Origin of the sequence: Xanthomonas sp. WCS2018Noco2-27 (assembly GCF_031843525.1) — a bacterium.
Lineage (GTDB): Bacteria > Pseudomonadota > Gammaproteobacteria > Xanthomonadales > Xanthomonadaceae > Xanthomonas.
This window is the reverse complement of sequence record NZ_JAVTIK010000008.1, coordinates 86,865-101,205: the sequence shown is the minus strand read 5'-3', so window position 1 is coordinate 101,205 and position 14,341 is coordinate 86,865. Positions and strand designations below refer to the sequence as shown.

The following is a 14,341-nucleotide window of genomic DNA, read 5'->3' as shown; positions in this document are numbered from 1 at the left end:
AATCGCGAACTCTTCCGCAACCGGCCCTACGAGCATTGCGTGCCCGACAAGTACGCCCCACGCGACTGGCAGCCCCACGAAAAGCCCACCCTGCCGGGGTCGGCGTCCACGCCGCTGCACCCGACCCGGCGCCGCATCCAGTACGGCCTGGTCGGCGTGGTGGTGGCGCTGACCGGCGGGCTGAGCAATGCGCTGGTCACCGCCAACCTGCCGTATCTGCAGGGCACCCTGGGCGCCTACGCCACCGAAATGGCCTGGCTGCCGGCCGCTTACGTGATGACCAACATGTCGGCCAATCTGTTGCTGGTGAAGTTTCGCCAGCAGTACGGGCTGCGCCGCTTCACCGAGATTTTTCTGGCGCTGTATGCGGCCATCGCGCTGGCGCACTTGTTCGTGCACAGCCTGAGTTCGGCGATCACCGTGCGCGCGGCGCATGGGTTGGTTGGCGCGGCACTCAGCTCGCTGGGCCTGTACTACGTGATCCAGGCATTTCCCAGCAAATACCGGCTCAAGGCAGTGGTGCTGGGCCTGGGTGTGACCCAGTTGGCGTTGCCGCTGGCGCGGGTGTTCTCCACCGACCTGCTGGAATTCGGGCAGTGGCAGGGCTTGTACCTGTTCGAATTCGGGCTGGCGATCTTCGCGCTGGCCTGCGTGCTAGCGCTCAAGTTGCCGCCAAGCGACCGCTACCGGGTGTTCGAACCGCTGGATTTCGTGACCTTCCCCCTGTTTGCGGCCGGCGCGGCCGGGCTGGCTGCGGTGCTGTCGCTGGGCCGGCTGCTGTGGTGGACCAGCACGCCATGGCTGGGCGTGGTGCTGGCGCTCTCCATCGTGCTGCTATGCATGGCGGCCTGGATCGAACACAACCGCCGCAACCCGATGATCAACACGCGTTGGCTGGCCAGCGCGGACATGCTGCGGTTGGGGTTGGCGATTTTGCTGATCCGACTGGTGCTGTCGGAACAAAGCACCGGCGCGATCGGCTTCTTCCAGACCCTGGGCCTGGCCAACGATCAGTTGCAGACGTTGTACGCGCTGATGCTGCTGGGCGCGGTAACTGGAGTGGCCGCGAGCGCATGGCTGATCAATCCGGCGCGCATCGCCGAGCATCTGATCATCGCCGTGGCGGCGATCTGTCTCGGCTGCTTCATGGATGCCGATGCCACCAGCCTCACTCGCCCGGAGCAGATGTACTTCAGCCAGTTCCTGCTCGCCTTCGGCAGCACGTTCTTTATCGGCCCGGCAATGGTGGCCGGGCTTGGCCGGGTGATTGCGCAGCCCGGCAATCTGATCAGCTTCATCGTGCTGTTCGGCATGGCGCAGAACATGGGTGGGCTGCTCGGCAGCGCCCTGCTCGGCAGCGTGCAGATCCTGCGCGAGAAATACCATTCCAGTCAGTTGGTCGAGCATCTGGTCTTGACCGATCCACAAGTGGCCGCGCGCGTGCAGGCGTATGCCAGCATGTATGGCCGCAGCATCGGCGACCCGACGCTGCGCCAGGCGCAGGGCGTGCGTGCACTCGGTAGCGTGGCCACGCGCGAAGCCAATGTGCTGGCCTATAACGACGTGTTTCTGCTGATCGGCTGTATCGCCATCGCCACCGGGGTGTGGATCCTGTCCGTGCTGGTGTGGCGACGCTATCTGCGTCCTCCCGTGTCACCCTCCCCTCCTGCTTCCACTGCGCGCCCATGAACACATCTACCGGTCCCACTGCCGCCGCCGAGCGCGCCCGTCGTCGTCGCCGTCGCATCACCGGCGCGATTGGCTTTGGCGGGCTCGCCCTGATCGGCGTGGCGCTGGTGCTGTACGCATGGCGGCTGCCACCGTTCGTCAGCGCGACCGAGCGCACCGAAAACGCCATGGTGCACGGACAGATCACAGTGATCGCCCCGCAGGTCAGCGGTTATGTCACCGACGTCACGGTGCAGGACTTTGCGCATGTCACACGCGGCCAGCTGCTGGCCACCATCGACAATCGCATCTACGCCCAGCAGCTCGAACAGGCCAAGGCGCAAGTGCAGACCGCGCAGGCCAATCTCGCCAACTGGGAGCAGCAACGCCATGGCGCGGACGCGACCATTGCCGAACAACGCGCAGCGCTGAGCAGCAATCAGGCGCTGCGCGATCGCACCCGCTCGGCATATGCGCGTACGCAACAGCTGGCCAACCAGAAACTGGTATCCGAACAGGACCGCGACACCGCCTTTGCCGCGCGCGCGCAAGCCGAGGCTGGCGTGGCGCAGGCGCGTGCGGCGGTGCAGGCCGCCGAAGAAAATGCGCGCAGCGTCACCGTCAATCGCGCAGCGCTGGAAGCGGCCGTTGCCAATGCGCAGGCGGCGGTGCAACTGGCGCAGATCAATCTGGACAACACGCGCATCGTGGCCCCGCGCGATGGTCAGCTCGGCCAGCTCGGCGTGCGTCAGGGCGCCTATGTCACCAACGGCACGCAGTTGATGTCGCTGGTGCCGGACACACTGTGGATCGTGGCTAATTTCAAGGAAACCCAGATGGCGAAGATCCGCATCGGGCAGCGCGCCAGCTTTACCGTGGATGCGCTGGACAATGCGCGCCTGCATGGCCGCGTGCAGGAAATCTCTCCGGCCGCCGGCTCGGAATTCAGCGTACTGCCGGCCGACAACGCCACCGGTAATTTCGTCAAGATCGCCCAGCGTATTCCGCTACGCATCAGCGTCGATCCCGGCCAATCGCTGGCGCCGCGCCTGCGCCCGGGCATGTCGGTCGTGGTGGCGGTCGATACCGACAGCGCGGCCGATTGAGCGCTGCGGGCGCCACGCGCCAAAAGCGGCCAGCAGAGTGTCTGCGCAACCTGCCAGCGGGCGTGGCCGGTGCCCCGCGCAGCATGGGCCACTCGTACATTGCGGTTCCGAGTGCGTCGTCCACCCCTAGCTGACGACTGCACGCTACGTTTTTAGGCGCTCCACGCGACCTGGGCGGCAGACGCGGACAACATCGAGGATGGTCCTTTTGTGCCTCAGCGCTGATGCCCCCATTCGCCAGGAGTGCTTCTTGTACGCGTAGCGCTTCTCTGTCTGCCGTGCGCGGGCGATGCCGTTATCATGCGCCGATGCCCTCTACACCAACGCATCCCTTGCACTGGCAGCAACTGCGCTTTACGCAGCTGAGCACGATGCAGTTGTACGCGCTGCTGCAACTGCGCACGGATGTGTTTGTGGTGGAGCAGCAGTGCGCCTACCCGGAACTGGATGGCAAGGACACCGATCCCGGCGTGCTGCATGTGCTGGGCACCACCCACACCACTGCGTTGGCGGCTTACCTGCGCGTGCTACCGCCGGGCCTGCGTTATGCCGAACCCCGCATCGGCCGTGTGGTGGTCGCTGCCGCGTATCGCGGCACCGGGCTGGCCCATGCGCTGTTGCGCGAAGGCATCCGCTTGGTGCACACGCACTGGCCGGGCAGCGCGATTCAACTCGGTGCGCAAGCGCACCTGCAACCGTTCTACGCTGCGCATGGCTTCGCGCCATCGTCCGCGCCGTATCTGGAAGACGGCATCCCGCATCTCGACATGCTGCGCCCTGCCAGCGCGGCCACTTTGGAGTCCGCATGATCACCACCCCCGACTACCGCGCATTGCTCGACACCGCCATCACCGAAGCCCGCCAGGGCCTGGCCGAAGGCGGCATCCCGATTGGTGCGGCGCTGTATCACAACGACGGGCGCCTGCTCGGCTGCGGCCACAACCGCCGCGTGCAGGAAAACGACCCGTCGGTGCATGGCGAAACCGATGCCTTTCGCAAGGCCGGCCGTCAGCGCCGCTACAAAGACACCATCATGGTCACCACGCTGGCGCCATGCTGGTACTGCAGCGGGCTGGTGCGACAGTTCAATATCGGCACCGTGGTGGTGGGCGAATCGGTCACCTTCCAGGGTGGCATCGCCTGGCTGCGCGAGCATGGCGTCAATGTCATCGACCTGCAAAGCCAGGAATGCATCGACCTGCTGGGCGGCTATATTTCCGCCAACCCGGATGTGTGGAACGAGGACATCGGCGAGGACTGAGCGCACCGGTCAATCGATTGCGCGGCGGCACGCGGTGACAGGCAGTGGGCAATCCAGCTGCCATGCCGAAGCGCACCTGGGCGCTGCGTTGATCCGTCGTTATCGCGCCAACCAGCGCCAAGGCGTACGTTGATCTCGGTGCACTGCTAGAAACAAAAGACCCGCCAACTGGCGGGTCTTCTCCATTTGGTGCGTTCCATCCAGCGCGCAGGTTGCCGTGCGCTGCGATCAGAGGATGTAGCGACTCAGATCCGGATCCTGCACCAGTTCGCCGAGCTGTGCATCGACATACGCCGCATCGACAGTCACGCTCTGCCCGTCGCGGTCCGGCGCTTCGTAACTCAGCACATCGAGCAGCCGCTCAAGCACGGTGTGCAGACGGCGCGCGCCGATATTTTCCTGCCGCTCGTTGACCTGTGCCGCAATCTCGGCCAGGCGATCAACAGCGTCCGCACCGAAGGTCAGCGTCACGCCTTCGGTCTGCAACAAGGCTTCGTACTGCTTGATCAGCGCGGCCTTGGGCTCGGTGAGAATGCGCACGAAATCGGCCTTGGTCAGCGCGGTCAATTCCACCCGGATCGGGAAGCGGCCCTGCAACTCCGGAATCAGATCGCTGGGCTTTGCCAGATGAAACGCGCCAGAAGCGATGAACAGGATATGGTCGGTCTTGACCGTGCCGTACTTGGTCGACACGTTGGAACCTTCCACTAACGGCAGCAGATCGCGCTGCACGCCTTCGCGACTCACATCGCCGCCATTGGAGCCGGCTTCGCCGCGCTTGGCGACCTTGTCGATCTCATCGATGAACACGATACCGTGCTGCTCGCAGGCTTCAATCGCCGCTGCACGCACGTCGTCTTCGTTAACCAGCTTGCCGGCTTCTTCTTCGATCAACAGCGGGCGCGCCGCCTTGATGGTGAGCTTGCGCTTTTGCGACTTGCCGCTGCCCAGATTGGAAAACATCTGGCGCAGCTGCTGGCCCATTTCTTCCATGCCCGGCGGGGTCATGATGTCCATGCTGGCGTTGATCGCGACATCCAATTCAATTTCGCGCTCGTCCAGCTCGCCATTGCGCAGCATGCGGCGGAACTTGATGCGGGTTTCGTTATCTTGCGACGACGGCTCGTTGCGTGCGGCTTCCGGATCAAAACCAATACCGGCCGCGCGGCGCGGCAGCAGCGCATCCAGGATGCGATCTTCGGCACGCTCTTCGGCCTGGTTGCGCACACGTACCTTGGCCTGCTCGCGATACAACTTGACCGAGGTGTCGGCCAGATCGCGAATGATCTGCTCCACGTCCTTGCCGACGTAGCCCACTTCGGTAAAGCGCGTGGCTTCCACCTTGACGAACGGTGCATTGGCCAGGGTTGCCAGACGTCGCGCGATCTCGGTCTTGCCGACGCCGGTGGGGCCGATCATCAGGATGTTCTTGGGCATCACTTCGTTGCGCAGTTCTTCGGGCAACTGCATGCGCCGCCAGCGGTTGCGCAGCGCAATGGCAACCGCGCGCTTGGCGTCGTGCTGGCCAACGATATGACGGTCGAGCTCCTGCACGATTTCGCGCGGAGTCATGGTTGAGCTATCGGGATTTGGCATTGGGGAATCGAAAATTGGGAATGAGGAATCGTGGGAGCAAAAATCAGCAGCCTATGTCGTTAGAGTGGAGACGAAACCGCTGTTGCGGTTCCCGATTCCCCACTCCCGATTCACAGCTCTTCGACCACTACGTTGCGATTGGTATAGATGCAGATATCGCCAGCGATGTTGATCGCCTCGGTGGCGATGGTCTTGGCATCCAGTTCGGTGTGCGCCAGCAGCGCGCGTGCGGCGGACAAGGCGTAGGAGCCGCCGGACCCGATCGCGATGATGCCGTCTTCCGGCTCGATCACATCGCCGGTGCCGCTGATGATCAGCGAGGTCTCTTTATCCGCCACCGCCAGCAATGCTTCGAGCTTGCCAAGGCGGCGCTCGGTGCGCCAATCCTTGGCCAGTTCCACGGCGGCGCGGGTCAACTGCCCGTGCTTGTCTAGCTTGGCTTCGAACAATTCGAACAGCGTAAACGCATCGGCCGCAGCACCGGCAAACCCTGCCAGGACCTGACCCTCGCGACCGAGCCGGCGTACCTTGCGCGCGTTGCCCTTCATGACGGTGTGGCCGAGCGTGACCTGGCCATCGCCCGCGACGGCGACATGCCCACCACGTCGAACCGAAATGATGGTGGTGGCGTGAACGATGTTGGGATTCTGGCTGGGGTCCATGGGTCCTCCGGGGGTTTCCAAAGAGGTGGGGACGCCCCTGCCGGGTTCAAGCGCGCTGCGGCGATGGGACGCAGAGATGAGAGTGGTGCAGAGAGGAGTTGGTCATTGGGCCGTTGAGCGAACGGGCGAACGGGCGAACGGGCAAACGGGCAAACGGGCAAACGGGCGAGGAGCAAGGAGCAAGGAGCGTAGTGCAAGGTGCAAGACACGAAGCACGAAGCACGAAGTGCGCACTGCGCACTGCGCACACGATACGAGCGGGATACACCGATCACCGCACAACCTGGTGATCGGACACCACCCGCCTTAGCCCCTCTCCCGTCGGGAGAGGGGTTGAGGTGAGGGTACGGCCGCCGCTGTCGATTGCACGCCGCAGCGTCAACACGCTCTACATGCAGGAATGTCTCGGAGCACCGGCGTTTCTAGCCACCTTTTAAACGTCGCCGTGTTTAACCGCGGTTACCTCACACGCCGCTTTTGAAAGCTCACTGGGGTGCCCGCGAACTCTGACACTCTCCAATACCCTTCCCAAGACGCCCAACAGCATCTGCACAGGAACCCTCACCCCAACCCCTCTCCCGAGGGGAGAGGGGCTAGAGCAGCATTCCCACGAGTTAATTGCCACCTAGGCAACCAGCTTCTTAGCGCTGGACTGGCTTTATCGACTGCAGTGGCCTTACCGACTGTAATGGCCTTACCAACTGCAATGGCTTTACCAACTGCAATGACCTTATCAGCTGCAATGGCTTTACCAGCTGCAAGGGCTCCACTGCACTCGCTTCATCAGCTGCAATGGCTGGACCAGCAGCACCACCACCTCGATTACATCAGCCAGAAAATCATGCAGTCGCGCTGATTACATCGCTCACGCACACGCTCACTCGGCAACCTTCTTGCGCTTGGCACGCGGATGCGCGGCGTCGTAGACCTTGGCCAGATGCTGGAAATCCAGGTGCGTGTAGATTTGCGTGGTGGCGATGTCCGAGTGACCAAGCAATTCCTGCACGCCACGCAGGTCGCCGGACGATTCCAGGATATGGCTGGCAAAACTGTGCCGCAGCATGTGCGGGTGCACGTCCTTGAACATGCCTTGGCGCACCGCCAATTGCTTGATGCGGATCTGCACCGCACGCTGCGAAATCGCACCGCCGGCACGCCCGGGGAAGACATGCGTTTCCGCACGCCCGCCACTGTCGCGCTGCCATTCGCGCAAGGCTGCAATGGCGTGCGAGCCCACTGGCACCAGACGCTGTTTGCCGCCCTTGCCCAGCACCATCACCAAGCCGCTGGCCAGATCCAGATCGCGCCAGCGAAGCGCGCAGAGCTCGCTCAAGCGCAGCCCCGACGAATAGAACAGCTCCAGCAATGCGCGATCGCGCAACCCCAGCGGCGCATCGGTCGGCACCTCGACCAGGCGCACGGCTTCATCGGCGTCGAGTACCTGCGGCAGCTTGCGCGGCGCCTTGGGCGCACGCAACGACGCTGCGGGGCTGGCGGCGATACGGCCGTGCTTGAGCAACCAGGCGTAGTAGCTGCGGCATGCAGACAAGCGCCGCTGCAGGCTCTTGGCCGACAGCCCGCGCCGGTGTTCTGCCGCAACAAACTGACGCAGCTGCGCGCTATCCAGCTGTGCGACATCCAACGCAGTACCCGAAGTGTCCTTCTGCTCGGCCGCCCAGCTCAGCAGCGCGGCAAGATCGCGTCGATACGCATCCAGCGTGTGCGCCGACACCTGACGTTCGACCTGCAGATACGCCAGAAAGCCTTCGACCGACGACATCTCAGCTGTCCTGCTGCGGTGGCATCCACACTGCGGTGCACAGCAGGCCGCGCACTGCATGGCCTGCCGCCATCATCACGCTGCGAAACGCTGCAGCGCCACGCCGAGCGACTCGCCCATCATGCGCAGGAACAAGGTGCCCATGCCCGGATAAAACCGGTTGGCATCGCTGCTGCCGACCGCAATCAAGCCAATCCCCGGCAACGGCAGCAACGCCGTCGACTGCACAACGTCCGCCTGGTCGGCATACAGCAGTGCGTGTTTTTCAGCCTGCAGCCGGCCGCAGATCGGCTCGCCATCGCTCAAACAATCGCGGAACGGTGCCAGGCGCGCATCGTCGGCGGCAATCACCTGCAGCCAGTCGGCTTCCAGCCCGGCGACCGGTGCGAGCAATACCAGCCGTACCAGCTCGCCGTTGAAATCTTCCGCCAACGAGGCGGCCATCGCCTTGAGCGTATCGGCAACGGTGGTCTGGCGCATCAATGCCAGCGTGAGTTGATGGGTGCGCACCGCCAGCCGTTCATTGACCTGCGCATTGCTGCCCAGCTCGTGCAGCCGCCGCGACAACTCGCGGTTCTTGTCGCGCAACACTTCCAGCTGATAGGTCGCCAGCGACGCGGTAGGGCCGTCGTCGCGTGGCACCAACAGGCTCACCGCAAGATCGGGGAATTGCTTGAGAAAGGTGGGATGGCGACGCAACCACGTTGCGACCTCGTGGGCACCGAACTTGTCCGTGTTGTCGCTCATCAGTTCCACTCTCCATCGAAGACGAACACCGCAGGACCAGACATCACCACGTCCTGTGCATCGGCGGGCCAGCGAATCCGCAACTCGCCGCCGGGCAACGACACGCGTACGTCGCGATCGACACGGCCGCGCTGCATCAGCACCACCGCAGCCGCGCACGCACCGCTGCCGCAGGCCAGCGTTTCGCCGACACCGCGCTCGATTACGCGCAAACGCACATGCGTGGGGTCCACGACTTGCGCAAACCCCACATTGACCGAATTGGGGAAGGCGGCGTTTTGTTGCAGCAAGGTACCCACACGCTCCACCGGGGCGGCATCGACACGGGCCACCTCCAGCACGGCATGCGGGTTCCCCATCGACACTGCGCCAAAGCGCACCGTCTCGCCATGCACGGGCAGTGCGTATTCGTCGCGCGCATGCGCAAACCCGGCCAGCGGAATCTGCGTGGGCTCGAACTGCGGCACGCCCATGGCCACCGAATAGGTTCCTGCGTCCACCTGTTCCACCGCATGTGCGGTGACCGGGCTGTCGATGATGAAGCGCTCGCCCTGCGCGGTTCCATCGCGCACCAGCCAGGCGGCGACGCAGCGTGCGCCGTTGCCACATTGACGCGCAGCCGAGCCATCGGAATTCCAGATGCCATAGGCCGCCACGGCGCCTTCGCTGCGCGGGGACTCGATGGTCAGGATCTGATCGCAGCCGACCCCGAAGTGGCGGTCGGCCAGACGTGCTGCCAGTGCAGCATCCGGTGGGGGCGTGCCGTCGCGCAGGTCCAGCACTACGAAATCGTTGCCGGCGCCATGCATTTTGGTAAAACGCAGGCGCTCGCTGCGACCGTCAGCGCTCATTGCCGCTGCTAGCGGGCTGGTCGGTAGTGGATGCGGGCTTGGTGTCGGTCTCCACCGGCGCAGGCGCAGGCGTGGACTCATCCAACGGTTGCGGCGCATCCGGCTGCGGTACAGGCTGGGCTTCCACCGGCACCGGCTTCTGCGGCATCACCAGCGGGCCCTTGTTGCCGCAGGCGGCAAGCAGGACAAAGGTCGCACCAACCAGTGCGAGACGAACGGAAGGTCGGGACATGATGCTCATGGAGCGAAGTATAGCCAGAACACCCTGACTGCCGTGCGCTCAGTGCGGCGCTTGCAGCGCGCGCGGCGGCGGCTCCGGACGCAGCCACAACCAGATCGCCACCACCGCCATGCTGCCGATCGACAGGCATTTCACCCAGAACACCGGCACGCACCACAGCATGATGCCGGCGCAGATGGTCATCGTCAGCGTCGCCATCCACTTGGCCTTGCGACTGACCGCCCGATAGGTCTGCCACTCCACGATCGCCGGCCCGAAGCGCGGATGCGACAGCAGCCACCCATGCAGGCGCTCGGAGCCGCGCGACGCCGCCCAGGCCGAGATCAGGATGAACACGGTGGTCGGCAACCCCGGCACAAAAATTCCGACAATGCCGGTCGCCAGGCTGGCATACGCCAGCAACCACCAGGCCCAGCGAAATCGGTTCGGTCGCGTCATGCGCAAATGATACGACCAGAGCGGGGTGAGGTGGTCTGGACAGCGCGTTGCTAGTGCAGCACTGCGGGTGCCTTAGAGGCTTCGGTGACACAACTGCACCGTTCCCCCGGGAGCCGCGCCAAGCGAGGCACGACGCCAAACTCGCTGCACCCAGAAAAGGCCGCCTGTTCGGCCAAGCGTGCCTGCGGTGCTCAGCGTGCTTTCAAACAACCGGGGAGCAAGAGCGACAGCAACGAACCCAAGCGGAAGCAACGGCGGAAGACGGCAGACGGAAAGCGAAGACAGAAGGCAGAAGCACAGGACGGAAGGCGGAAACCAACCACCCCACCCCAACGCACTGCACTAGCCAGCAAAACCCTCAGCCATCCGCTTTGACGAATCCCAACTCCCGACTCCCCAATCCCCGCCCCTCAGCTACTTCACACCCAGCTGATCCAGCACAAACGCATACGACTCCGCCAACTCGCGGTAACGGCGGAAACGGCCGGACTTGCCGCCATGCCCGGCTTCCATGTTGGTACGGAACACGATCGGGGCCTTGCCGGTGTTGTCATCGCGCAGCTTGGCCACCCACTTGGCCGGCTCCCAATACTGCACCTGCGAATCCCACAGACCGGTGCCGACGAACATCGCCGGGTAGGCCTGCTTGCGCACGTTGTCGTACGGCGAATACGACAGCATGTAGTCGTAGTAATCCTTGGTTTCCGGGTTGCCCCACTCGTCGTATTCATTGGTGGTCAACGGAATGCTGGCGTCCAGCATGGTGGTGACCACATCGACGAATGGCACCTGCGCCACCAGCACGCGATAGTCCTGCGGCGCCATATTGGCCACCGCACCCATCAACAAGCCACCTGCACTGCCGCCGGACGCCGCCACCCGGTCTTTCGCGGCGTAGCCCTGCGCAACCAGGCCGCGGGTGACGTCGACGAAATCGTTGAAGGTGTTTTTCTTGTGCAGCAGCTTGCCGTCGTCGTACCACTTGCGACCCAGTTCCTGGCCGCCGCGGATGTGCGCGATTGCGTACACCACGCCACGGTCCATCAGGCTGATCGCCGACAGATTGAAGGCCGGGTCCATCGACATGCCGTAGCTGCCGTACGCGTACTGGAACAACGCGGCAGTGCCGTCTTTCTTGAAGCCTTTCTTGTAGACCAACGACACCGGCACCTTGACGCCGTCGCGGGCCGTGACCCAGACACGTTCGGTCACATACTTGCTCGCCTCGTAACCGATCACCGGCTGCTGCTTGAGCAGCTTGCGCTCGCCGGTCTGGGTGTTGAGTTCGTAGGTGGTGGCCGGTGTGGTCAGCGAGGTGTAGCTATAGCGTAGCCACGCGGTATCCGGTTCGGGGTTGGTCGACAAGCCCATCGAATACGCCGGCTCGTCGGCCTTGACGTACTCGTGGCTGCCATCGCGCTTGAGCAGGCGCACGCGCTCCAGCCCACCGGAGCGCTCTTCGATGGCAGTGAATCCATCGAACATCTCGAAGTTTTCGATGTAGACGTTGTCGTCGTGCGCCACCCAGTCGGTCCACTGCTTGCGCGTGGTGGCATCGGTGGGCGCGGTCACCAGCTTGAAGTTCTCGGCGCCATCGGCATTGGTGCGGATCACCCAACGCCCATCGAAATGTTCCACGCTGTACTCCACGTCGCGCTCGCGCTTGGCCAGCAGCTTGAAGCTGTCCGGCTTGGCAGCCAGCGCATAACGCGTCTCCGACGACACCGTGCTTTCCACGCCGATGACGATGTACTTGTCATCGCGGGTACGCCCCATGCCCATGTAGAAGCTGTCGTCCTTCTCTTCGTAGACCAGCACGTCGTCCTTGGACGCAGTACCCAGGACGTGCTTTTTGACGCGCACGGTGAGCAGCGTTTCCGGGTCGTTTTCGATGTAGAACACCGTTTTGTTGTCGTCGGCCCAGACCACGCTCGGGGAGACGCCCTCCACGGTGTCCGGATAGATCTCGCCAGTGTCCAGGTTCTTGAAGCGGATCGTGTATTGACGGCGGCCGATGGCATCGTCGGCCCAGGCAAGAATGCGGTTGTCCTGACTGACCTCCGCCTCGCCCACGTTGAAGTAACCCTTGTCCTGCGCCATCTGGTTGACGTCCAGCAGGATTTCTTCCGGCGCCTCCATGCTGCCCTTGCGACGCGCCTGGATCGGGTAATCCTTGCCGGCTTCGAAGCGGGTGTAATACCAATAGCCGCGTTTGCGATACGGCACGCTGGCATCGTCCTGCTTGATGCGCCCGACGATCTCGGTGTAAAGCGTGTCTTCCAACGGCTTGAGCGGCGCCATCACCTGGTCGGTATAGGCGTTCTCGGCGTTGAGATAGGCCAGCATCGCCTTGTCTTCGCGCTTGTCGTCGCGCAACCAGTAGTAGTCGTCGTTGCGGGTGGCGCCAAACGGCGCTTTGACCACATGCGGGTGCTTGGCGACGTCTGGCGGCGACGGGGGAGCGGCAAAAGAGGGAGCGGATGTGGTCATCAGGCTGGCGATCAACAAGGTCAGGACAGGCTTCATCAGATTGGGGTCCGTTGGATGAACGCAATGCCATCCCAGCCACCGAGTGTGGAAGAGCCCGCCGCCAGGCGTCATGTGTCCTAGGTCATGCTGGTCTATCATCTTCGCAATGGACTCCTTGCTTTCGCCCGCGTCGGGCTACAGCCGCCGCAGCCAGGACATCGCGCCGTTCCATGTGATGTCGTTGCTGGCCCGCGCCAACGCGCTCGAACAGGCCGGCCACGATGTGATCCACCTGGAAATCGGCGAGCCCGATTTCACCACTGCCGCGCCGATCGTGGCCGCCGGGCAGGCCGCATTGGCCGCCGGCCATACCCGCTACACCGCCGCTCGCGGGCTGCCCGCACTGCGCGAGGCGATTGCCGGGTTTTACGCGCAACGCTATGGCAGCAGCGTCGATCCGGAGCGGATTCTGGTCACCCCAGGCGGCTCAGGCGCGCTGTTGTTGGCCAGCAGCCTGCTGGTGGACCTGGGCAAACACTGGCTGCTGGCCGACCCGGGGTATCCATGCAACCGGCACTTCCTGCGCCTGGTCGAAGGTGCCGCACAGCTGGTGCCGGTCGGGCCGGACACCGACTATCAACTGACCCCGGCACTGGTGGACGCGTGCTGGAACGCCGATAGCGTTGGCGCCTTGGTGGCGTCGCCGGCCAACCCCACCGGCAGCGTGCTGTCGCGCGCGCAACTGGCTGCGTTATCGCAGACCCTGCGTGCGCGCGGCGGGCATCTGGTGGTGGACGAGATCTACCACGGCCTGACCTATGGCCTGGACGCGCATAGCGTGCTGGAAGTCGACGACGGCGCGTTCGTCTTGAACAGTTTTTCCAAGTACTTCGGCATGACCGGCTGGCGCCTGGGCTGGCTGATCGCCCCGCCCGACGCGGTGCCCGAGCTGGAAAAACTCGCGCAGAACCTCTACATCAGCGCCTCGACCATCGCGCAGCACGCAGCGCTTGCATGTTTCACGCCAGAGAGCATCGCCATCTTCGAAGCGCGTCGCGTCGAGTTCCAGCAACGCCGCGACTATCTGCTGCCCGCGCTACGCCAGCTTGGCTTCGACATCGCCGTCGAACCGCAAGGCGCGTTCTATCTTTACGCCGATATCAGCGCGTTTTCGGATAACGCGCAGGCATTCTGCGCGCATTTCCTGGAAACAGAGCACGTCGCCTTTACCCCCGGCATCGATTTCGGCTTCCACCGCGCCAATCAACACGTGCGCATCGCCTACACCCAAAGCCTGCCGCGGCTGGAACAGGCGGTGGAGCGTATTGCGCGTGGGTTACGTAGTCTGTAGACGCATCTTGCATGACGCCAAGAGCACTGCAATCCAGGAAGCGTTGTGAGCGCGACCTCGCGGTCAATCGCTTCCTTGTAAGACACTACGCTGAGAACCGCTATCACTGACGCAGACCTTGCCGGCTCAAATTTTCAAAGCGATAGAACTGATCGATTGCCGGCACCGTCG

General features: G+C 63.7%; 13 protein-coding genes and 1 other RNA gene. 6 read left to right on the top strand and 8 right to left on the bottom strand.

The window, feature by feature from the left end; all coding sequences use genetic code 11:
- The first annotated feature begins 39 nt into the window (after nucleotides 1-39).
- The 5 genes from RQH86_RS14350 (at nucleotide 40) to RQH86_RS14330 (ending at nucleotide 4,035) form a co-directional block, all read left to right on the top strand.
- A complete protein-coding gene (locus RQH86_RS14350) occupies nucleotides 40-1,689 on the top strand; it encodes an MFS transporter (protein ID WP_311239657.1) in 1,650 nt (549 codons plus the stop codon).
- Entirely contained in the window at nucleotides 1,686-2,774 is a 1,089-nt protein-coding gene (locus tag RQH86_RS14345) for an HlyD family secretion protein (RefSeq protein WP_311239658.1), read from the top strand. The genes RQH86_RS14350 and RQH86_RS14345 overlap by 4 nt, the downstream gene beginning before the upstream one ends.
- Before the next feature lie 83 nt (nucleotides 2,775-2,857).
- A non-coding RNA gene (locus RQH86_RS14340) (sX9 sRNA) lies at nucleotides 2,858-2,932 on the top strand.
- Between the two features lie 150 nt (nucleotides 2,933-3,082).
- A complete protein-coding gene (locus RQH86_RS14335) occupies nucleotides 3,083-3,583 on the top strand; it encodes a GNAT family N-acetyltransferase (RefSeq protein WP_311239659.1) in 501 nt (166 codons plus the stop codon).
- Complete coding sequence (locus tag RQH86_RS14330) at nucleotides 3,580-4,035, top strand: nucleoside deaminase (protein ID WP_008571705.1); 456 nt, start codon at nucleotides 3,580-3,582, stop codon at nucleotides 4,033-4,035. The genes RQH86_RS14335 and RQH86_RS14330 overlap by 4 nt, the downstream gene beginning before the upstream one ends.
- 228 nt (nucleotides 4,036-4,263) lie before the next feature.
- Here the strand turns inward: RQH86_RS14330 and hslU are convergent, their stop codons facing one another.
- The 8 genes from hslU to RQH86_RS14290 all read right to left on the bottom strand — a co-directional run bounded on the left by hslU (nucleotide 4,264) and on the right by RQH86_RS14290 (nucleotide 12,876).
- Complete coding sequence (hslU, locus tag RQH86_RS14325) at nucleotides 4,264-5,631, bottom strand: ATP-dependent protease ATPase subunit HslU (protein WP_115512627.1); 1,368 nt, start codon at nucleotides 5,629-5,631, stop codon at nucleotides 4,264-4,266.
- A gap of 110 nt (nucleotides 5,632-5,741) precedes the next feature.
- Nucleotides 5,742-6,293: an ATP-dependent protease subunit HslV gene (gene hslV / locus RQH86_RS14320; protein WP_005997221.1), complete on the bottom strand. Its 552-nt coding sequence runs from the start codon at nucleotides 6,291-6,293 to the stop codon at nucleotides 5,742-5,744.
- Between the two features lie 877 nt (nucleotides 6,294-7,170).
- Nucleotides 7,171-8,073 carry a tyrosine recombinase XerC gene (gene xerC / locus RQH86_RS14315; protein ID WP_311239660.1) on the bottom strand — a complete coding sequence of 301 codons (903 nt, stop codon included), beginning with the start codon at nucleotides 8,071-8,073 and terminating at the stop codon, nucleotides 7,171-7,173.
- A gap of 75 nt (nucleotides 8,074-8,148) precedes the next feature.
- Nucleotides 8,149-8,820, bottom strand: a complete 672-nt coding sequence (locus RQH86_RS14310) for a DUF484 family protein (protein ID WP_161961578.1) — start codon at nucleotides 8,818-8,820, stop codon at nucleotides 8,149-8,151.
- Complete coding sequence (dapF, locus tag RQH86_RS14305; RefSeq protein WP_311239661.1) at nucleotides 8,820-9,671, bottom strand: diaminopimelate epimerase; 852 nt, start codon at nucleotides 9,669-9,671, stop codon at nucleotides 8,820-8,822. Before dapF ends, RQH86_RS14310 begins: the two co-directional genes overlap by 1 nt.
- Entirely contained in the window at nucleotides 9,661-9,912 is a 252-nt protein-coding gene (locus tag RQH86_RS14300; RefSeq protein ID WP_115512632.1) for a lipoprotein, read from the bottom strand. The genes dapF and RQH86_RS14300 overlap by 11 nt, the downstream gene beginning before the upstream one ends.
- A 39-nt stretch (nucleotides 9,913-9,951) precedes the next feature.
- Nucleotides 9,952-10,350, bottom strand: coding sequence for a YbaN family protein (locus tag RQH86_RS14295; RefSeq protein ID WP_055850555.1), 399 nt, complete (start codon nucleotides 10,348-10,350; stop codon nucleotides 9,952-9,954).
- A 414-nt stretch (nucleotides 10,351-10,764) separates the two neighbouring features.
- The gene (locus RQH86_RS14290; protein ID WP_311239662.1) at nucleotides 10,765-12,876 is read right to left on the bottom strand and encodes a S9 family peptidase; all 2,112 of its coding nucleotides are present in this window, start codon (nucleotides 12,874-12,876) and stop codon (nucleotides 10,765-10,767) included.
- A gap of 109 nt (nucleotides 12,877-12,985) precedes the next feature.
- Between RQH86_RS14290 and RQH86_RS14285 the strand changes: the two genes are divergently transcribed.
- On the top strand, nucleotides 12,986-14,170 hold the full coding sequence (locus tag RQH86_RS14285; protein WP_311239663.1) for a pyridoxal phosphate-dependent aminotransferase: 1,185 nt from the start codon (nucleotides 12,986-12,988) through the stop codon (nucleotides 14,168-14,170).
- The last annotated feature ends 171 nt before the right edge of the window (nucleotides 14,171-14,341 follow it).

What these genes read in the sequence shown, in the direction of transcription:
- RQH86_RS14345 (WP_311239658.1), top strand. Translation starts at nt 1,686, where the DNA reads ATGAACACATCTACCGGTCCCACTGCCGCCGCCGAGCGCGCCCGTCGT.
- RQH86_RS14335 (WP_311239659.1), top strand. Translation starts at nt 3,083, where the DNA reads ATGCCCTCTACACCAACGCATCCCTTGCACTGGCAGCAACTGCGCTTT.
- RQH86_RS14330 (WP_008571705.1), top strand. Translation starts at nt 3,580, where the DNA reads ATGATCACCACCCCCGACTACCGCGCATTGCTCGACACCGCCATCACC.
- hslU (WP_115512627.1), bottom strand. Translation starts at nt 5,631, where the DNA reads ATGCCAAATCCCGATAGCTCAACCATGACTCCGCGCGAAATCGTGCAG.
- hslV (WP_005997221.1), bottom strand. Translation starts at nt 6,293, where the DNA reads ATGGACCCCAGCCAGAATCCCAACATCGTTCACGCCACCACCATCATT.
- xerC (WP_311239660.1), bottom strand. Translation starts at nt 8,073, where the DNA reads ATGTCGTCGGTCGAAGGCTTTCTGGCGTATCTGCAGGTCGAACGTCAG.
- RQH86_RS14310 (WP_161961578.1), bottom strand. Translation starts at nt 8,820, where the DNA reads ATGAGCGACAACACGGACAAGTTCGGTGCCCACGAGGTCGCAACGTGG.
- dapF (WP_311239661.1), bottom strand. Translation starts at nt 9,671, where the DNA reads ATGAGCGCTGACGGTCGCAGCGAGCGCCTGCGTTTTACCAAAATGCAT.
- RQH86_RS14300 (WP_115512632.1), bottom strand. Translation starts at nt 9,912, where the DNA reads ATGAGCATCATGTCCCGACCTTCCGTTCGTCTCGCACTGGTTGGTGCG.
- RQH86_RS14295 (WP_055850555.1), bottom strand. Translation starts at nt 10,350, where the DNA reads ATGACGCGACCGAACCGATTTCGCTGGGCCTGGTGGTTGCTGGCGTAT.
- RQH86_RS14290 (WP_311239662.1), bottom strand. Translation starts at nt 12,876, where the DNA reads ATGAAGCCTGTCCTGACCTTGTTGATCGCCAGCCTGATGACCACATCC.
- RQH86_RS14285 (WP_311239663.1), top strand. Translation starts at nt 12,986, where the DNA reads ATGGACTCCTTGCTTTCGCCCGCGTCGGGCTACAGCCGCCGCAGCCAG.